A 14,883-nucleotide genomic window follows, 5' to 3' on the forward strand; every position below is an offset into this window, starting at 1 on the left:
CAAGGTTTTGGTGCAGCGCGTCATGCCAGGGCGCGCAGCAGCCGGCCGGCCCCGGCCGCGGCGGGCGTGCCGCGGGCCTTGAAGGCCTCGAGCTGGTCGGCGTAGGCGTCCAGCGGCTCGACCGCCGCCTCGGCCGCACCCGCCGGCGCGGCCGGTGCCAGCGGCAGGCCGAGCAGCCCGGCGAGCTCGTCCGGCGCGATCGAACCCTGCGCCATCAGCGCATCGACCACCGCCATGAAGGCGCTCGCGTGCGCTTCGAGCAGGCCCAGCGCGCGGGTGTGTTCGCGCGCCAGGATGGCCTCGATCTCGCGGTTGGTGGCGGCCACGTCGGTGTTCAGGTTGTCGTTCGCATCGGTCGTCACGTCGGTGCGGCTCCAGCGGGTGCCGAAGCCCAGGTGGCGCACATGGCGCGCTGCCGTGGCGGTCGCCTGCATCAGGTCGCGCTCGGCGCCGGTGGTGCAGCCCGATTCGCCGAACACCAGCCGCTCGGCCGCGCGGCCGGCCAGGCTCACGCACACGCTGTCGAGCAGGTTGCGCTTGGACCAGGCCTTGCGCTTCACGTAGCTGTTGTAGCCGCCCTCGAACGAGGCCACGTTGATGCGGATCTCCTGCGGCGCGCGGCCGAAGAGCAGGGCGTACACCAGGCCGTGGCCGGCCTCGTGCACCGCGAGCAGCGCACGGAAGTCGGCGTTGGCGCGCTGCTTGAGCCGGTTCAGCTCCAGTGCCACCGGGAACTCGCGCCGCGCCAGCCGGAAGCGCGCGACCAGGCGCGGGCCGCCGGGCGTGACCTCGCCGGGGTCGAGCATCAGCCACACGGGCTCGCTGCCGTGCGCGCCCTGTTCGAGCGCCCACAGTGCGGCGTTGACCAGCGTCGCGCTCAGGATCGCGTGGATCGACGAGAACAGCGGGCGCGTGCCCTGCGCCGGGAACACGGCGTTGGCGTAGATCTGCTCGTACACGCTCGCGTCGAGTACGAAGCGCACGCCCGAGCTTTCCTGGATCTCGCCCACGTAGCGGTCGCAGATCGACAGGATCAGGCGCACGTAGGTGGCGCGGCTGAGCGAGGGGTAGATCACATGGTTGTTGCCCAGCCGCGCGACCTGCTCGGGCTTGAAGCGTTCGGCCAGCGCCTTCTTCACGTCGATGAGCGAGAGCTTCTTCGTCAGCGCGTGGAAGATGTCGGCGTCGGTGTCGCAGTCTTCCACCCGCTTGGCGGTCTCGGCGTACATCTCGTCGAGGTTGCCCGAGACGAAGACCAGCAGCTTGGAGTAGTCGGTTTCCCAGTTGTCCTGCGACGCGCGGAAGGCGCGCAGCCGCGCCTGGATCTCGTCGGGCTTCCAGGTCATGATCTCGAGCAGCGACTCGCGCAGCTTCAGGCAGCGCTTGAACTCCTGCGCTTCCCAGGGCGAGAGCTGCAGGCGGCGCTTGCGCTTGGTCTTGCCGGCCTTCGCGCCATCCTCTTCGTCTTCTTCTTCGTCGTCATCGGTGCGGCGGTCCTGGTCGTACTCGGCCCAGGCCAGCGACGACTCGATCTCGCTGAGCACCGACAGCGACGGCGGCAGGCGACCGTCCGAGAGCAGCGCCCACACGTCCTGGTAGCGCTCCACGCGCGCTTCCTTGCCGCTGGCGTCCACGGTGCGAAAACGCTGGAACTCGTCGAGCACGAGGATGCCCGGCGCGCCCTCGGCGATGCCCGACTCGGCCAGCATGGCCGAGATCGAGCCGGCAGTGCGGTGGCCCGAACCGTGGCTGAAGCCGTCCATCTGCACTTCGATGAAGCGGTCGTAGAAGCCCAGGTGCTGCGCCAGGCGCCGCACGAGCTGCGTCTTGCCGGTGCCGGTCAGGCCCCACAGGCAGATGACGACCGGGCGGTTGATGAGCTGCGGCAGCACGTACCAGGCGCGCAGCGAATCGATCACGCGATCGATGATCTCGTCGATGCCGAACAGCTCGGCCTTCAGCGAATGGGCAATGGCCTGCAGGTGGCGCGTGCGCTCGGCCAGCGTGGTGTGCAGGTCGCGGGAAATGTCTTGTTGCGACATGAGGTTCTTTTTCTTCGAATGATTCGGGACACGGAAACAGGAATGCGGCCGCTGCTCCACGCGAGATGCGGGGAGGGCGGTGGTGCAGGCGCTGTGCGGGTCAGGCTGGCGCGCTTCGACCGAAGTGAAGCGCGAGCGGTGGGCGTTCAGTTCCGCGAAGGAAGCTGAAGCCGGCGCGCGGGCTTCGTCAGGCCGGGCGGGTCGCCTTGACCCCGCCGCGTGCAAGGACGCGGCTTGCGCAGCGGATGCGCATCGAAAGGGGGGCAAGGAAGGAGGTCATGGCCGCGATCGTAGCGGCGGCATGCGGTAGAGTAAAGAGTCTTTACGAAATTTTCTGCGTCACCTGCCGCGTGCGGCCTCGCTGTGGATGCCATGCAACAGCGCCGGGGCCCCGCGATAATTGGCGGTTTGCCCGCCTGCCGCCGCGCGCAACGACCGACGACTGCCTTGCCTTGACGACCCTCACACCTCCCGCCCCCCTGCGCATCGAGTTTCCCGAATCGCTCCCGGTCTCCGGCCGGCGCGAGGAGATCATGGCCGCCATTGCGGCGCACCAGGTCGTGATCGTCTGTGGCGAAACGGGCTCGGGCAAGACCACGCAGCTGCCGAAGATCGCGCTGGCGCTCGGGCGCGGCAAGCTCAATGCCGAGCCCGGCAAGGGCCGCCTCATCGGCCACACGCAGCCGCGCCGCATTGCTGCCAGCTCGGTCGCCAAGCGCATCGCCGAAGAGCTGAAGACGCCGCTGGGCGACGTGGTCGGCTTCAAGGTGCGCTTTCAAGACCGCCTGAGCCGCGACGCCTCGGTCAAGCTGATGACCGACGGCATCCTGCTGGCCGAGACGCAGACCGACCCGCTGCTCAAGGCCTACGACACGCTCATCATCGACGAGGCCCACGAGCGCTCGTTGAACATCGACTTCCTCTTGGGCTACCTGCGCGAGATCCTTCCGCGCCGGCCCGACCTGAAGATCATCGTCACCTCGGCCACCATCGATGCCGACCGCTTCGCGCAGCACTTCGCTTCGGCCAAAGGGCCGGCGCCGACGATCATGGTGTCGGGCCGCACCTTCCCGGTCGAGCAGCGCTACCGGCCGTTCGAGGAGTCGCGCGAGCACGACCTGAACGACGCCATCGCCGACGCGGTCGACGAACTCTGGCGCGATCCGCACAACGCGGGCGACATCCTGATCTTCCTGCCCGGCGAACGCGAAATCCGAGAGGCGGCCGACCACCTGCGCCGCCACGTCAGCCACCAGCCGCTGTTCCGCAATGCCGAGGTGCTGCCGCTGTTCGCCCGGCTGTCGGGCCCCGAGCAGGACCGCATCTTTGAAAGCCACCACGGCCGGCGCATCGTGCTGGCCACCAACGTGGCCGAGACCTCGCTCACCGTGCCGGGCATCCGCTACGTGATCGACACCGGCACGGCGCGCGTCAAGCGCTACAGCTTCCGCAGCAAGGTCGAGCAGCTGCTGGTCGAGCCGATCAGCCAGGCCGCGGCCAACCAGCGCGCGGGCCGATGCGGGCGCGTGGCGAACGGCATCTGCATCCGGCTCTACGACGAGAAGGACTTTGCGGGCCGCCCGCGCTTCACCGATCCGGAAATCCTGCGTTCGTCGCTCGCGGGCGTGATCCTGCGCATGAAGTCGCTGCGGCTGGGCGACGTGGCGCGCTTTCCGTTCCTCGAGGCGCCGTCGCCGCGCGCGATTGCCGACGGCTACCAGCTGCTGAACGAACTCGGCGCGGTCGACGACGCCAACGAACTCACGGCCACCGGCGCCGAGCTGGCGAAGCTGCCGCTCGACCCCCGCGTGGGCCGCATGATTCTGGAAGCCCGCACGCGCGGTGCGCTCGAAGAAGTGCTCATCATCGCCTCGGCGCTCAGCGTGCAGGACGTGCGCGACCGGCCGATGGACGCGCAGCAGCAGGCCGACCAGGCGCACTCGAAGTTCGACGACGAGAAGAGCGAGTTCAGCGGCTATCTGCGGCTGTGGAAGTGGATCGCCGATGCGCGCGGCGGCCACGGTGACACGCACAAGCTCAGCAACCGCCAGTACGAGCAGTTGCTGCGCCAGAACTTCATCAACATCCGCCGCGTGCGCGAATGGCGCGACATCCATTCGCAGCTGCTCACGGTGGTCACCGAGCACAAGTGGCGCATCAACGCCACGCCGGCCGGCTACGAGCCGCTGCACCTGTCGATGCTCGCGGGCCTGCTCGGCAACGTCGGCTGGAAGCTCGAAGACGACGAGGCCTACCTCGGCGCGCGCGGCATCAAGTTCTACAAACACCCCGGCGCGCACCTGAAGAAGAAGCCCGGGCGCTGGATCGTCGCGGCCGAACTGGTCGAGACCACGCGCCTGTTCGGGCGCGGCATCGCCAACATCGAGCCGCAGTGGCTCGAGCAGGTGGCGGAGCATCTGCTGAAGAAACAGCTGCTCGATCCGCACTGGGAGAAGAAGGGCGCGCAGGTCTCGGCGCTGGAGCGCGCGACGCTGTACGGTCTCGTGGTCTACAGCGGGCGGCGCGTCGATTTCACCAAGGTCGATCCGGTCTCGGCGCGCGAGATCTTCATCCGCGAAGCGCTGGTCGGCGGGCAATGGGAAAGCAAGTTCCCGTTCCTCACGGCCAACCGCAAGCTGGTGCGCGAGGTCGAAGGCCTGGAACACAAGGCGCGCCGGCAGGACGTGCTGGTCGACGACGAACTGATCTTCGCCTTCTACGACGCGCAGCTGCCGGCCGACGTGGCCAGCGGCATCACCTTCGAGAACTGGTACCGCCACGCCTCGAAGGACCAGCCGCGCCTGCTGTACCTCACGCGCGACGAGCTGATGCGCCACCAGGCGGCCGGCATCACGACGCAGTCGTTCCCACCCACGCTGCGCCTGGGCGGCGTCGATTGCGCCGCGAGCTACCTGCACGAGCCGGGCGATGCGAAAGACGGCCTCACGGTCAGCGTGCCGCTGTTCGTGCTCAACCAGGTGAACGAAGAGCGCTGCGAGTGGCTGGTGACCGGCATGCTCAAGGACAAGATCCAGGCGCTGCTCAAGAGCCTGCCGCAGCGCCCGCGCTCGCGGCTGGTGCCGCTGCCCGAGTCGGCCACCAAGCTGGCCGAGGAGCTGTCGGCGCCCGAACTCTTCGGCACCGGCTCGCTCACCGACGTGCTGCTCAAGCGCGTGCGCGACCTCACGAGCATCGACGTGAAGCGCGCCGACTTCAAGCTCGACATGCTCGCGCCGCACCTGTTCATGAACCTGCGCATCGTCGACGAGCACGGCCGCCAGCTGGGCATGGGCCGCAACCTCGGCGCGCTGAAGGCCGAGCTGGGCGCGCAGGCGCGCGGTGCGTTCCAGGCGCTCGCGGGGCTCAACGTGAAGGCGTCGCCGGCGCCCAAGGCTGCGCCTGCGAACGGGGGCCAGGCCCCGGCGAAGAGCGCCGCGCCCGAGAAGGCCGCCCCCACGCTGCCCGCCGGCCAGCGCTACACGAGCTGGACCTTCGGCGAGCTGCCCGAGCTGATGGAAGTGCGGCGCGGTTCGCAGTCGCTCATCGGCTTTCCGGCCCTGCGCGACGAGGGCGATGCCGTGACCATCGAGGTGTTCGACGAGCCCGCCGTGGCGGCCGCCAAGCACCGCGCGGGCCTGCGTCGCCTGTTCGCGCTGCAGCTGAAGGACGCGCTCAAGTACCTCGAGAAGAACATTCCCGACCTGCAGAAGATGTCGGTCGCCTACATGCCGCTGGGCACGTCGGAAGAACTGCGCACGCAGATCATCGACGTGGCGATCGACCGCGCCTTCCTGCAAGAGCCGCTGCCGACCGACGAGTTCGCCTTCAAGAAGCGGCTCGAAGAAGGGCGCGGACGGCTCACGCTGATCGCCAACGAGGTGGCACGGCTGGCGGGCGTCATTCTCGTGGAGTACGCCGCGGCGGCACGCAAGATCAAGGACACGAAGGTCCAGCCCGAAGCGGTGCAGGACGCGGCGCAGCAGCTGCAGAAACTCGTCGGCAAGCGCTTCATCGCCGACGCGCCATGGACGCAGCTGCAGCACTTCGCGCGCTACCTCAAGGCCATTGTGCTGCGCCTGGACAAGCTGCGCGCCGACCCCGCGCGCGACACGGCCAAGCTGGCCGAACTGAAGCCGCAGGAGCAGCGCTACTGGCGCCTCGTGGCCGAGCGCAAGGGCGTGGTGGACGAGCGCATGCTCGAATTCCGCTGGCTGCTCGAGGAGCTGCGCGTGAGCTTCTTCGCGCAGGAGCTGCGCACGCCGCAGCCGGTGAGCGTGAAGCGGCTCGACAAGGCCTGGGCGCAGCTTCAGGCGTAAAAAAAGCCCGCGGCGACGCGGGCTTTTTTCATGACGGCGCGGGCGCTATATGCGGCCCATGAGCACGAGGATCACCAGGATCAGCACCACGAGCCCGAGGCCGCCGCTGGGTCCGTAGCCCCAGGACCGGCTGTAACCCCAGCTCGGCAGCGCGCCGATCAGCAGCAGGATCAGGACGATCAGCAGAATGAACGAGAGGGACATGTTTTTTCTCCTGGGACGTTGTTGTCACGAGCCTCCATGCTCATCGTCCCGGGGCGCCGCGAGCGCCGGAGAGCCGCCCCTGACGCGGTCAGGGCTGTCCTACCGCGGGCGTCGGCGCTTTACCGGTGCGCCTGCCAGCAGGAAGTGCATGGCCACGCCCACCGCCAGGAAGATGGCGCCCAGCCCGCCGACGATGGCGGCGCCGCCCCACAGGTCGAAGAAGCCGTCGAGCCGGGCGTCTTGCGGGTTCGCGGGGTTGAAGAATACGCCCACGACTTCGCCCTTGTCGTAGGCCGGCGGGTTGCTGCTGCTCGACGGCGAGAACTCGACGATCGCGCCCGACGGCAGCGTGAAGCGCACCAGCGGACGCCACGTCGGCGAATTGCTGCGGCTCGAACTTCCCGCGGACTGCAGCGCGATCACCTCGCCCTGCGCCTTGCCGGCCGATGCGATGAACTTCGTGGTGTTCTGGTAGAGCAGCCAGCCGCCGACGAGCATGAGCGCGCCGACGAGCGTGAAGATGCGCGTGATGAGGCGGGTGGGGTTCATTGGGGGGGCTTTCAGTTGCGCATCCACTCGACCGACAAGGTGCCCACCGCAGCCAGCACCAGGCTCGACACCAGGAAGGCCACGGCCCCCAGTGTGGCCAGCAAGGCCCGTCGCCAGGGACGCGTGCGGAAGAAATAGACCGGAACGCCCAGCAGCGGAAAGATGCCCGCGAGCAGCGCCGAGCGGCCGGGCGCCGGCACGCCGCGGGCGAGGCCGTCGGCCCGGCACCACGTGTAGCACAGCGCCGAGATGAGGAACACATGCGCCACGTCCAGCGCGGTGTAGTCCTTGCCGCGCACCGGCGGCAGGAACGCGTCGGCGACGCCCACCACGAGGAACGAGAGGGCCAGGGCCAGCAGGATCCAGCGCGGCCGGTTCATCGTCATCGCTGCCCCCGGAGCGTGGCCGCCGGCGTCAGAGCTTCGCGAGGCGGTCGAGCGCGGCGAGCAGCGTCTCGTCCTTCTTGGCGAAGCAGAAGCGCACCACGCGCTGGTCGAAGCCGTCGCCGTAGAAGGCCGACAGCGGGATCGCCGCCACGCCGATCTCGCGCGTGAGCCAGAGGCAGAAGTCGGCCTCCGACAGGTCGCTCACGGCCGAGATGTCCACGCACTGGAAGTAGCTGCCTTCGCTGCGCAGCAGCTTGAAGCGGGTCTTCTCGGCCAGGCCGGCCGCGAACAGGTCGCGCTTGCGCTGGTAGAAGGCCGGCAGCTCCAGGTAGGGCTCGGGCCGCGCCATGTACTGCGCGAGCGCGTGCTGCATCGGCGTGTTCACCGTGAACACGTTGAACTGGTGCACCTTGCGAAACTCGGCCATCAGCGGCGCGGGCGCGGCCACGAAGCCGACCTTCCAGCCGGTGACGTGGTAGGTCTTGCCGAAGCTGCTGACAATGAAGCTGCGCGCCGCCAGGCCGGGGAAGCGCGCCACGCTTTCATGGCGTGCGTCGTCGAACACCATGTGTTCGTAGACCTCGTCGCTGATCACGAACACGTCGGTGGGCGCGAGCAGGTCTTCGAGTTGGCGCATCTCGGCCTTGGTCCAGACCGTGGCGCTCGGGTTGTGCGGCGTGTTGATGATGATCGCGCGCGTCTTCGGCGTGAGCGCGGCGGCGATCTTGTCGAAATCGGGGCGGAAGGTGCCGGGCACGAGCGGCACGCGCACGACCTTGCCGCCGGCCAGGTCGATGTTGGGCACGTAGCTGTCGTAGCAGGGCTCCAGCACGATCACTTCGTCGCCGGGGCGCACGATGGCCAGGATGGCGGTGATGATCGCCTGCGTGGCGCCGGCCGTGACCGTGATCTCGGTCGCGGCGCTGTAGCTGCGGCCGTAGAGCGCCTCGATCTTGGCGGCGATGGCGTCGCGCAGCGACGGAATGCCCGGCATCGGCGGGTACTGGTTGTGGCCGGCCGCCATGGCGGCGGTCACGTCTTCGAGCAGCTTCGGATCGCAGTGGAAATCGGGGAAGCCCTGGCCGAGGTTCACGGCGTTCTTCTCGGCCGCGAGCGTGGACATCACGGTGAAGATGGTGGTGCCGACAGCCGGCAGCTTGGTGGTGATCTCGGGCGTGCGGGGAGAAGACGAAGGGGTGGCGGTGCTCATGGTCGGTCGTCGCGGGGAGAAAGGCTGGAGGATCAGAGTTCGTAGTCTTGTTGGTGGCCGCTGAGGGCCTTCGCGATCAGGTTGCGGTCGAGGCGGTCGGAGAGCAGCTCGGCGAACTTGAAGACGAAGTTGCGCAGGTAGGCGCTGCGCTTGAAGGCGACGCGCGCGATGTTCTGGCCGAACACATGGCCCATCGGGCGCACCACGAGGTCGGCGTTCGACTCGTCGCGCACGGCCATCTCGGCCACGATGCCCACGCCCAGGCCCAGGCGCACGTAGGTCTTGATCACGTCGGAATCGATGGCTTCGAGTGCGATGCGCGGCGTGAGCTTCTTCTGGGCAAAGGCATGGTCGATGCGCGTGCGGCCGGTGAACGACGGGTGGTACGTGATGATCGGCTCGCTCGCGAGGTCTTCGAGCGACACGCGTTCCTTGGCCGCCAGCGGGTGGTCCTTGGGCAGCACCAGCACGTGCTGCCACTCGTAGCAGGGCAGCGTGACCAGCTCGGCATAGCCGTCGAGCGATTCGGTGGCGATGCCGATCTCGGCGATCTCGTCGATCACCATGCGCGCCACCTGGTCGGGCGAGCCCTGGTGCAGGCTCACGTTGACCTTCGGGTAAGCCTCGCGCAGGTTGGCCACGGGCACCGGCAGCACGTAGCGCGCCTGCGTGTGGGTGGTGGCGATGGAAAGGGTGCCGCTGTCCTGCGCGCTGAACTGTTCGCCGATGCGCTTGAGGTTGCCCACCTCGCGCATGATGAGCTCGATGCTGGCGATGACGTGCTGGCCGGGTTCGGTGATGCGCTTCAGGCGCTTGCCGTGGCGGGCGAAGATCTCGACGCCGAGCTCTTCCTCGAGTTCGATGATCGCCTTGGAGACGCCGGGCTGCGAGGTGTGGAGCGCCTTGGCCGCCTCGGTGAGGTTCAGGTTGCGCCGCACGGCTTCCTGAACAAACTTGAACTGGTGCAGATTCATATCAAATTCCGTCTTATTGCGGAATTCATTATGCCTTTGAAGTCTATAAAAATGACCGGGACTTCAGGATTTGATGGCAATCCGGGCCAGCAAAGCGACCAGTTCGGGCGATTCGCCCACGATCGGGGCCAGCGAGAACGTCACGGCGGGCCAGCGCTGGCGCAGGGCGTCGAGTTGCAGCGGCAGGTCTTCGCGGGCGTGCTTGCCCATGCCCAGGAAGAGCGGCACCACATGCACCGCGGTGGCGCCGTCGGCGATCAGGGCTGCGGCGGCGGTTGGCAGGTCGGGTGCGGCCAGTTCCATGTAGGCACAAAGCACGCGCACGGCGGGGTCGTCTTCGCGCATGCGGGCGGCGACCGCCTCGATGGGCTCGCGCCAGCGCGCGTCGCGCGAGCCGTGCGCGAGCAGCACCGTGCCCGGCACCTGCGTGGTCATCGCCTCAGGACCAGCCAGCTGAAGGCTGTGAGAGACAGCACCGAATAGATGAGCCCCGGCGCCGCCGCCGTGAGCCAGGGCGACCAGTTGCTGAGGTTGCCGAGGTAGCCGAACACGTTGTTCAGCAGGAAGAAGCTGATGCCGATCATCACGCCGCCGAACACGTAGGTCGTGATGCCGGCCTGGCGGAAGTGCAGGTAGGCGAAGGGCAGGGCGAGCACCACCATCACCAGGCACGACAGCGGATAGAACACCTTGCGCCAGAACTCGATCTCGTAGCGCTGCGCGGTCTGGCCGTTGGCGTTCAGGTGCCGGATGTAGTCGAACAGGTCGATGGTGCTCATGCGATCGGGCCGCAGCAGCGCGACCGACACCATTTCGGCGGTGAGCGAGGTGGGCCAGTCCATCTTCTCGACATGGGTGGTCGTGATGCGGGCCTTGTCGGCGGTGCGGGTTTCGTAGTCCTGTTGCTCGACCTCGGACAGCACCCACTTGTCGTCGAGGATGCGGGCCGACTTGGCCATGAGCTGCTTGCTCACGTAGCCGTTGCCGTCGAACTCGAAGATGCGCGTGTTCTGCAGCGAGCCGTCGCGCGAAATCGACAGCACATTGACCGCATACGAGGTATCGCCGCGCTTTTCCTTCAGCCAGGCGCCGGTGTTGCCCACCAGCGAGTAGGTGCCCTGGTAGCGCGACTTGAGCAGCTGGCCGGTGCGTCCCGACAGCGGCGCGATGTAGTCGCCGATGGCAAAGGTGAGCACCACGAAGCCCAGCCCCAGCAGCAGCAGGGTGCGCAGCGCGCGCCACGGGCCCAGGCCGCTGGTGCGCAGGATGGTGTACTCGGAGCTTTGCGCTAGGCGCGCCATCACGAAGATGCAGCCGATCAGCACCGTGATCGGCAGCAGCTCGTACAGGTGGCTGGGTACCAGCAGCAGCACGTAGATCAGCGCCTGCACCGGGCCGTAGGCCAGGCTTTCGGGCTTGCCCACGGACTGCAACTCGTCGACGAAGTCGAAGAAGAAGAACAGGCTCAGGAAGCCGAGCGTCACGAAGGCCACGGCCTTCAGTGCCTCGACGTAGATCAGTCGGCGGATGGTTTTCACGAGGTCGGGTCGATCCGGGAAGGCGGTACGGCCGGCAGGGCGGCCGTGGCGGCGCTGGCGCGGGCCTGGCGCCGGGCCGACCAGTTGTTGTTGCGCAGCGTGAGCCAGGCCGTGGCGAAGAGGAAGACGCCGCCATGCAGCAGCAGCATGAAGGAGCCCATGCCGTAGCGGCCCGAGCTGATCCAGCTCTGGCCCAGGTTCAGCAGGTTGTAGTAGACGACGAAGGCGAACAGCGCGAACACCAGGTTGCCGCTGCGCCCCACGCGCGGGTTGACGCTGGACACCGTCAGCGCCAGCAGCACGAAGTTGATGGCGGCCAGCAGCATGCCGAAGCGCCAGCCCAGCTCGCCCAGGCTGGCATCGCTGCGGTCGCGCAGCAGCGAGAGCGTGGAGCGCGCGCGCGTGGGCGTGCTGTCGCCGGTGGCGTTCGAGCTGCCGCCAGCGCGCGTGCCGTAGGTCTTGAACTCGCTGATCTTCAGGCCCGATTCGGTGAACAGCGGGCGCTCCAGGCGCTGGCCGTTGCTCAGCAGCAGGAAGCGGTGGTTGTCGATGTCCTCGATGCGGCCGCTGCGCGCCGACGTGGTGATCTGCAGGCCGCGCTCGACGGCCCAGATGAACACGTTGGTGGCGGTGGCGCCGTCGGGCGTGTCCTTGTCGATGAAGAACACGCGCAGGCGGCCCGAGGACTCGCGGAACTCACCGGGCGTGACGCGCTCGATGTCGCTGCGCTGCTCGTACTGCTGGCGCATGCCGATGGTCTGCGAGTTGGCCCAGGGCCAGCCCACCAGCGCCATGGCCGCGATGAGCAGCAGCACGGGCCAGGCGAAGCGGAACAGCGGCTGGACGAAATCGGCCAGGCCGCGCCCGCTGGAGAACCAGATCACCATTTCGCTGTCGCGGTACATGCGCGAGAGCGTGCCGACGATGGCGATGAACAGGCTCAGGCTCAGGATGGTCGGCATGTAGCCGAGCACCGTGTACGCCATCACGAGAAAGACCTCCTGCGGGTTCACGCTGCCCTTGGACGCCAGCCCGAGCGTACGGATGAGCATCATGGTCATCACGATGGTGACCAGGACGACGAGGGTCGCTCCGAAGCTGCGCGACAGCTCCTTGCGTAGGGAAGAATGGAATAACATCGTTCGAGGAAAAAAAGGATTATGGACTTTCAACTCAAGACCCTCACCGTCGCCCAGGCCGCCGCCGAGAAATCCGACCTCCTCATCGTGCTCGTCGGCAGCGCTCTCCCCACCGCCAAAGACCCCGTTTCCGTGCTCGCCGCTAGCGCCCGCAAGGCCGGCGACCTGCCTGACAAGGCCGGCAAGCTGCTCGCGCTGTACCGCCCCGAGACCGTGGTGCCCTCGCGCGTGCTGCTCGCCGCCATCGGCGACGGCAAGGCCGCTTCGGTGCGCAGCGCCGTGAGCGCGGCAGTTGCTGCAGCCAAGGCCAACGGCCCCAAGCGCGTCGTGATCGTCTTCGCGCAGCCGGCCGATGCCGCCGCGGTGGCTGCCGCCGTCACGGCCGCGGCCGATGCCAGCTATGTCTACACCACGACCAAGTCGAAGGCCGAGCCGCGCAGCATCCGCCACCTGACGCTGGGCGTGTCCGAGGCCGCCAGCCCCGCCGTCACCAAGGCTTTCGACGACGCCCGCGCCACGGTCGCCGGCATCGAGCTGGCCAAGGAGTGGGGCAACCGTCCCGCCAACCATGCCACGCCCACGCTGCTGGCCGAAGCCGCCAAGGGCTTGGCGAAGCTGCCGCGCATCAAGTGCGAAGTGCTGGGCCCGAAGGAAGTCGAGAAGCTCGGCATGGGCGCGTTCGCCGCCGTGGCCCAGGGCTCGGCCGAACCGCTGCGCTTCATCGTGCTGCGCTACCAGGGCGGCGCCAAGGACGAGGCCCCCGTGGTGCTCGTGGGCAAGGGCATCACCTTCGACACCGGCGGCGTCTCGCTCAAGCCCGCGGCCGAGATGGACGAGATGAAGTTCGACATGTGCGGTGCGGCCAGCGTGCTCGGCACCTTCCGCGCGCTCGGCGCGATCCAGCCGGCGATCAACGTGGTCGGCCTGATCCCTTCGTGCGAGAACATGAACGACGGCAAGGCCGTCAAGCCCGGCGACGTGGTCACCAGCATGAGCGGGCAGACCATCGAGATCCTGAACACCGACGCCGAAGGCCGTCTCATCCTGTGCGACGCGCTCACGTACGCCAAGCGCTTCGACCCGGCCGCCGTGATCGACATCGCGACGCTCACGGGCGCCTGCGTGGTGGCTTTGGGCGGCGTGCGCAGCGGCCTGTTCGCGAGCGACGAGTCGCTGGCCTCCGCGCTCGAGTCGGCCGGCGAGGCTTCGCAAGACCGCTGCTGGCGCCTGCCGCTGGACGACGACTACGCCGAAGGCCTCAAGAGCAACTTCGCCGACGTGGCCAACATCGCCGGGCGTGCCGGCGGCGCGATCACCGCGGCCAAGTTTTTGCAGCGCTTCACGGCCGACTACGCCTGGGCGCACCTGGACATCGCAGGCACGGCCTGGAAGAGCGGGGCGGCCAAGGGCTCGACCGGCCGGCCCGTCGGCCTGCTGGTCTCGTACCTGACGAACCGTGCGGGCAACAGCACCGCCGCTGCCGCCGTGCCGAAGGCCGGGAAGGCCGCCAAGCCTGCAAAGAAGGCCGCGTCACCCAAGACCCCGGCCAAGCCGGCCCGAAAGGCCCGGTCCGCGCAGTGACCGACATCGGCTTTCACTACAACGCGCCCGACAAGCTCACCTACGCTTGCCGGCTGGTTCGCAAGGCCGTGAACACGCGCGGCCTGCGCGTGGTGGTGGTGGGCGATGCGCGCGCGCTCGACACGGTCGATGCCGCGCTCTGGCAGCTCTCGCCGGTCGACTTCGTCGCGCATTGCCGCGCCGATGCGCCGGCCCATGTGGTCGCGCGCTCGCCCGTGATCCTGTGCGCCGAAGGCTCGGACGCAGCTTCGCTGCCGCACCGCGAGATGCTGGTCAACCTCGGCCTTGAAGTGCCGGCCGGCTTCGAGCGCTTCGAACGCATGATCGACATCGTGAGCGACGAGGCCAACGACCGGCAGGTCGGCCGCACCCGCTGGCGCCACTACGCCGACCGGGGCTACACGATCCAGCCGCACGATTTTGCAAGGAGCGCTTCCTGATGGCCAGCACGCTGCGCACGCCGCCCCGGTTCGTCCCCACGCTGACGACCGTGCTCGAGATCCCGGCCGAGCCCGTGCCGGTCGCCGAGACGGTGCGACCCACGGGTGCACCGGTGTCGCAGCCCCCGCCGCCGGACCCCGCGAGCGCCGTGGCGTTGCCGCCGTCGGTGTCGCTCACGCCGGCCGAAATCGTCAGCCTCGAAGAGCAATTGCTGCACCGCGTGCTGCAGCGCGTCGACCTGTCGCTGGAGGAGCGATTGAGCGACGCCGTGTCAGCTGCCGTTCAGCATCAGCTCGACGAAATGGTGCCGCGTCTGCGCGGCGAAATCGAGGCCGTGCTGCGTGCGCTCGTCATCGAATCCATGGCCGCTGAACTCTGTGAAAACACAGGGGAAAACACAGGGTCTACGCCAACTTCCGGCGCATAAATCCTCGGCTAAACTGCGCCGCAGGTCGGAATGGCGTGAGGGTGCCGCTGGTCTGCGGCGCGAAACTTGCGAGGTC

General features: G+C 68.2%; 13 protein-coding genes. 4 read left to right on the top strand and 9 right to left on the bottom strand.

Going from position 1 to position 14,883, the window contains the following annotated elements; genetic code table 11:
• Window positions 1-20: 20 nt before the first annotated feature.
• Window positions 21-2,042 carry an AAA family ATPase gene (locus VHAB30_RS09510; RefSeq protein ID WP_159276852.1) on the bottom strand — a complete coding sequence of 674 codons (2,022 nt, stop codon included), beginning with the start codon at window positions 2,040-2,042 and terminating at the stop codon, window positions 21-23.
• A 533-nt stretch (window positions 2,043-2,575) separates the two neighbouring features.
• On the opposite strand from VHAB30_RS09510, the gene hrpA reads away from it, so the two are divergent.
• Window positions 2,576-6,358, top strand: a complete 3,783-nt coding sequence (gene hrpA / locus VHAB30_RS09515; protein ID WP_235926845.1) for an ATP-dependent RNA helicase HrpA — start codon at window positions 2,576-2,578, stop codon at window positions 6,356-6,358.
• A gap of 45 nt (window positions 6,359-6,403) precedes the next feature.
• On the opposite strand, the gene VHAB30_RS09520 is transcribed toward hrpA, so the two are convergent.
• From VHAB30_RS09520 to lptF, 8 genes are all read right to left on the bottom strand, one after another.
• Window positions 6,404-6,562, bottom strand: a complete 159-nt coding sequence (locus VHAB30_RS09520) for a DUF3309 family protein (protein WP_070060790.1) — start codon at window positions 6,560-6,562, stop codon at window positions 6,404-6,406.
• 99 nt (window positions 6,563-6,661) lie between these two features.
• Window positions 6,662-7,111 (bottom strand): DUF3592 domain-containing protein, encoded by a 450-nt coding sequence (locus tag VHAB30_RS09525; RefSeq protein ID WP_159276854.1) that lies wholly within the window; start codon window positions 7,109-7,111, stop codon window positions 6,662-6,664.
• Between the two features lie 11 nt (window positions 7,112-7,122).
• Entirely contained in the window at window positions 7,123-7,497 is a 375-nt protein-coding gene (locus tag VHAB30_RS09530; protein WP_159276856.1) for a rard protein, read from the bottom strand.
• A 28-nt stretch (window positions 7,498-7,525) separates the two neighbouring features.
• Entirely contained in the window at window positions 7,526-8,707 is a 1,182-nt protein-coding gene (locus VHAB30_RS09535; protein WP_159276858.1) for a pyridoxal phosphate-dependent aminotransferase, read from the bottom strand.
• 32 nt (window positions 8,708-8,739) lie between these two features.
• Window positions 8,740-9,681: a CysB family HTH-type transcriptional regulator gene (locus VHAB30_RS09540; protein WP_062470216.1), complete on the bottom strand. Its 942-nt coding sequence runs from the start codon at window positions 9,679-9,681 to the stop codon at window positions 8,740-8,742.
• Window positions 9,682-9,744: 63 nt separating this feature from the next.
• Window positions 9,745-10,116 (bottom strand): sirohydrochlorin chelatase, encoded by a 372-nt coding sequence (locus tag VHAB30_RS09545; protein ID WP_159276860.1) that lies wholly within the window; start codon window positions 10,114-10,116, stop codon window positions 9,745-9,747.
• The gene (lptG, locus tag VHAB30_RS09550; RefSeq protein ID WP_159276862.1) at window positions 10,113-11,219 is read right to left on the bottom strand and encodes an LPS export ABC transporter permease LptG; all 1,107 of its coding nucleotides are present in this window, start codon (window positions 11,217-11,219) and stop codon (window positions 10,113-10,115) included. The genes VHAB30_RS09545 and lptG overlap by 4 nt, the downstream gene beginning before the upstream one ends.
• A complete protein-coding gene (gene lptF / locus VHAB30_RS09555; RefSeq protein ID WP_159276864.1) occupies window positions 11,216-12,358 on the bottom strand; it encodes an LPS export ABC transporter permease LptF in 1,143 nt (380 codons plus the stop codon). The genes lptG and lptF overlap by 4 nt, the downstream gene beginning before the upstream one ends.
• 21 nt (window positions 12,359-12,379) lie before the next feature.
• Here lptF and VHAB30_RS09560 point away from each other — a divergent pair, with 21 nt between their 5' ends.
• The 3 genes from VHAB30_RS09560 to VHAB30_RS09570 are packed head-to-tail and all read left to right on the top strand — an operon-like array spanning window position 12,380 to window position 14,807.
• Window positions 12,380-13,939 carry a leucyl aminopeptidase gene (locus tag VHAB30_RS09560; protein WP_159276866.1) on the top strand — a complete coding sequence of 520 codons (1,560 nt, stop codon included), beginning with the start codon at window positions 12,380-12,382 and terminating at the stop codon, window positions 13,937-13,939.
• Window positions 13,936-14,379, top strand: a complete 444-nt coding sequence (locus VHAB30_RS09565; protein ID WP_095948627.1) for a DNA polymerase III subunit chi — start codon at window positions 13,936-13,938, stop codon at window positions 14,377-14,379. Before VHAB30_RS09560 ends, VHAB30_RS09565 begins: the two co-directional genes overlap by 4 nt.
• Window positions 14,379-14,807 carry a hypothetical protein gene (locus tag VHAB30_RS09570; protein ID WP_139701649.1) on the top strand — a complete coding sequence of 143 codons (429 nt, stop codon included), beginning with the start codon at window positions 14,379-14,381 and terminating at the stop codon, window positions 14,805-14,807. Before VHAB30_RS09565 ends, VHAB30_RS09570 begins: the two co-directional genes overlap by 1 nt.
• Window positions 14,808-14,883 lie beyond the last annotated feature (76 nt).

It is taken from the genome of Variovorax boronicumulans, from assembly GCF_009811375.1.
Lineage (GTDB): Bacteria > Pseudomonadota > Gammaproteobacteria > Burkholderiales > Burkholderiaceae_C > Variovorax > Variovorax boronicumulans.

Bases quoted from the DNA above. Each gene is read 5' to 3' on its own strand.
- VHAB30_RS09510 (WP_159276852.1), bottom strand. From the start codon at position 2,042: ATGTCGCAACAAGACATTTCCCGCGACCTGCACACCACGCTGGCCGAG.
- hrpA (WP_235926845.1), top strand. From the start codon at position 2,576: ATGGCCGCCATTGCGGCGCACCAGGTCGTGATCGTCTGTGGCGAAACG.
- VHAB30_RS09520 (WP_070060790.1), bottom strand. From the start codon at position 6,562: ATGTCCCTCTCGTTCATTCTGCTGATCGTCCTGATCCTGCTGCTGATC.
- VHAB30_RS09525 (WP_159276854.1), bottom strand. From the start codon at position 7,111: ATGAACCCCACCCGCCTCATCACGCGCATCTTCACGCTCGTCGGCGCG.
- VHAB30_RS09530 (WP_159276856.1), bottom strand. From the start codon at position 7,497: ATGACGATGAACCGGCCGCGCTGGATCCTGCTGGCCCTGGCCCTCTCG.
- VHAB30_RS09535 (WP_159276858.1), bottom strand. From the start codon at position 8,707: ATGAGCACCGCCACCCCTTCGTCTTCTCCCCGCACGCCCGAGATCACC.
- VHAB30_RS09540 (WP_062470216.1), bottom strand. From the start codon at position 9,681: ATGAATCTGCACCAGTTCAAGTTTGTTCAGGAAGCCGTGCGGCGCAAC.
- VHAB30_RS09545 (WP_159276860.1), bottom strand. From the start codon at position 10,116: ATGACCACGCAGGTGCCGGGCACGGTGCTGCTCGCGCACGGCTCGCGC.
- lptF (WP_159276864.1), bottom strand. From the start codon at position 12,358: ATGTTATTCCATTCTTCCCTACGCAAGGAGCTGTCGCGCAGCTTCGGA.
- VHAB30_RS09560 (WP_159276866.1), top strand. From the start codon at position 12,380: ATGGACTTTCAACTCAAGACCCTCACCGTCGCCCAGGCCGCCGCCGAG.
- VHAB30_RS09570 (WP_139701649.1), top strand. From the start codon at position 14,379: ATGGCCAGCACGCTGCGCACGCCGCCCCGGTTCGTCCCCACGCTGACG.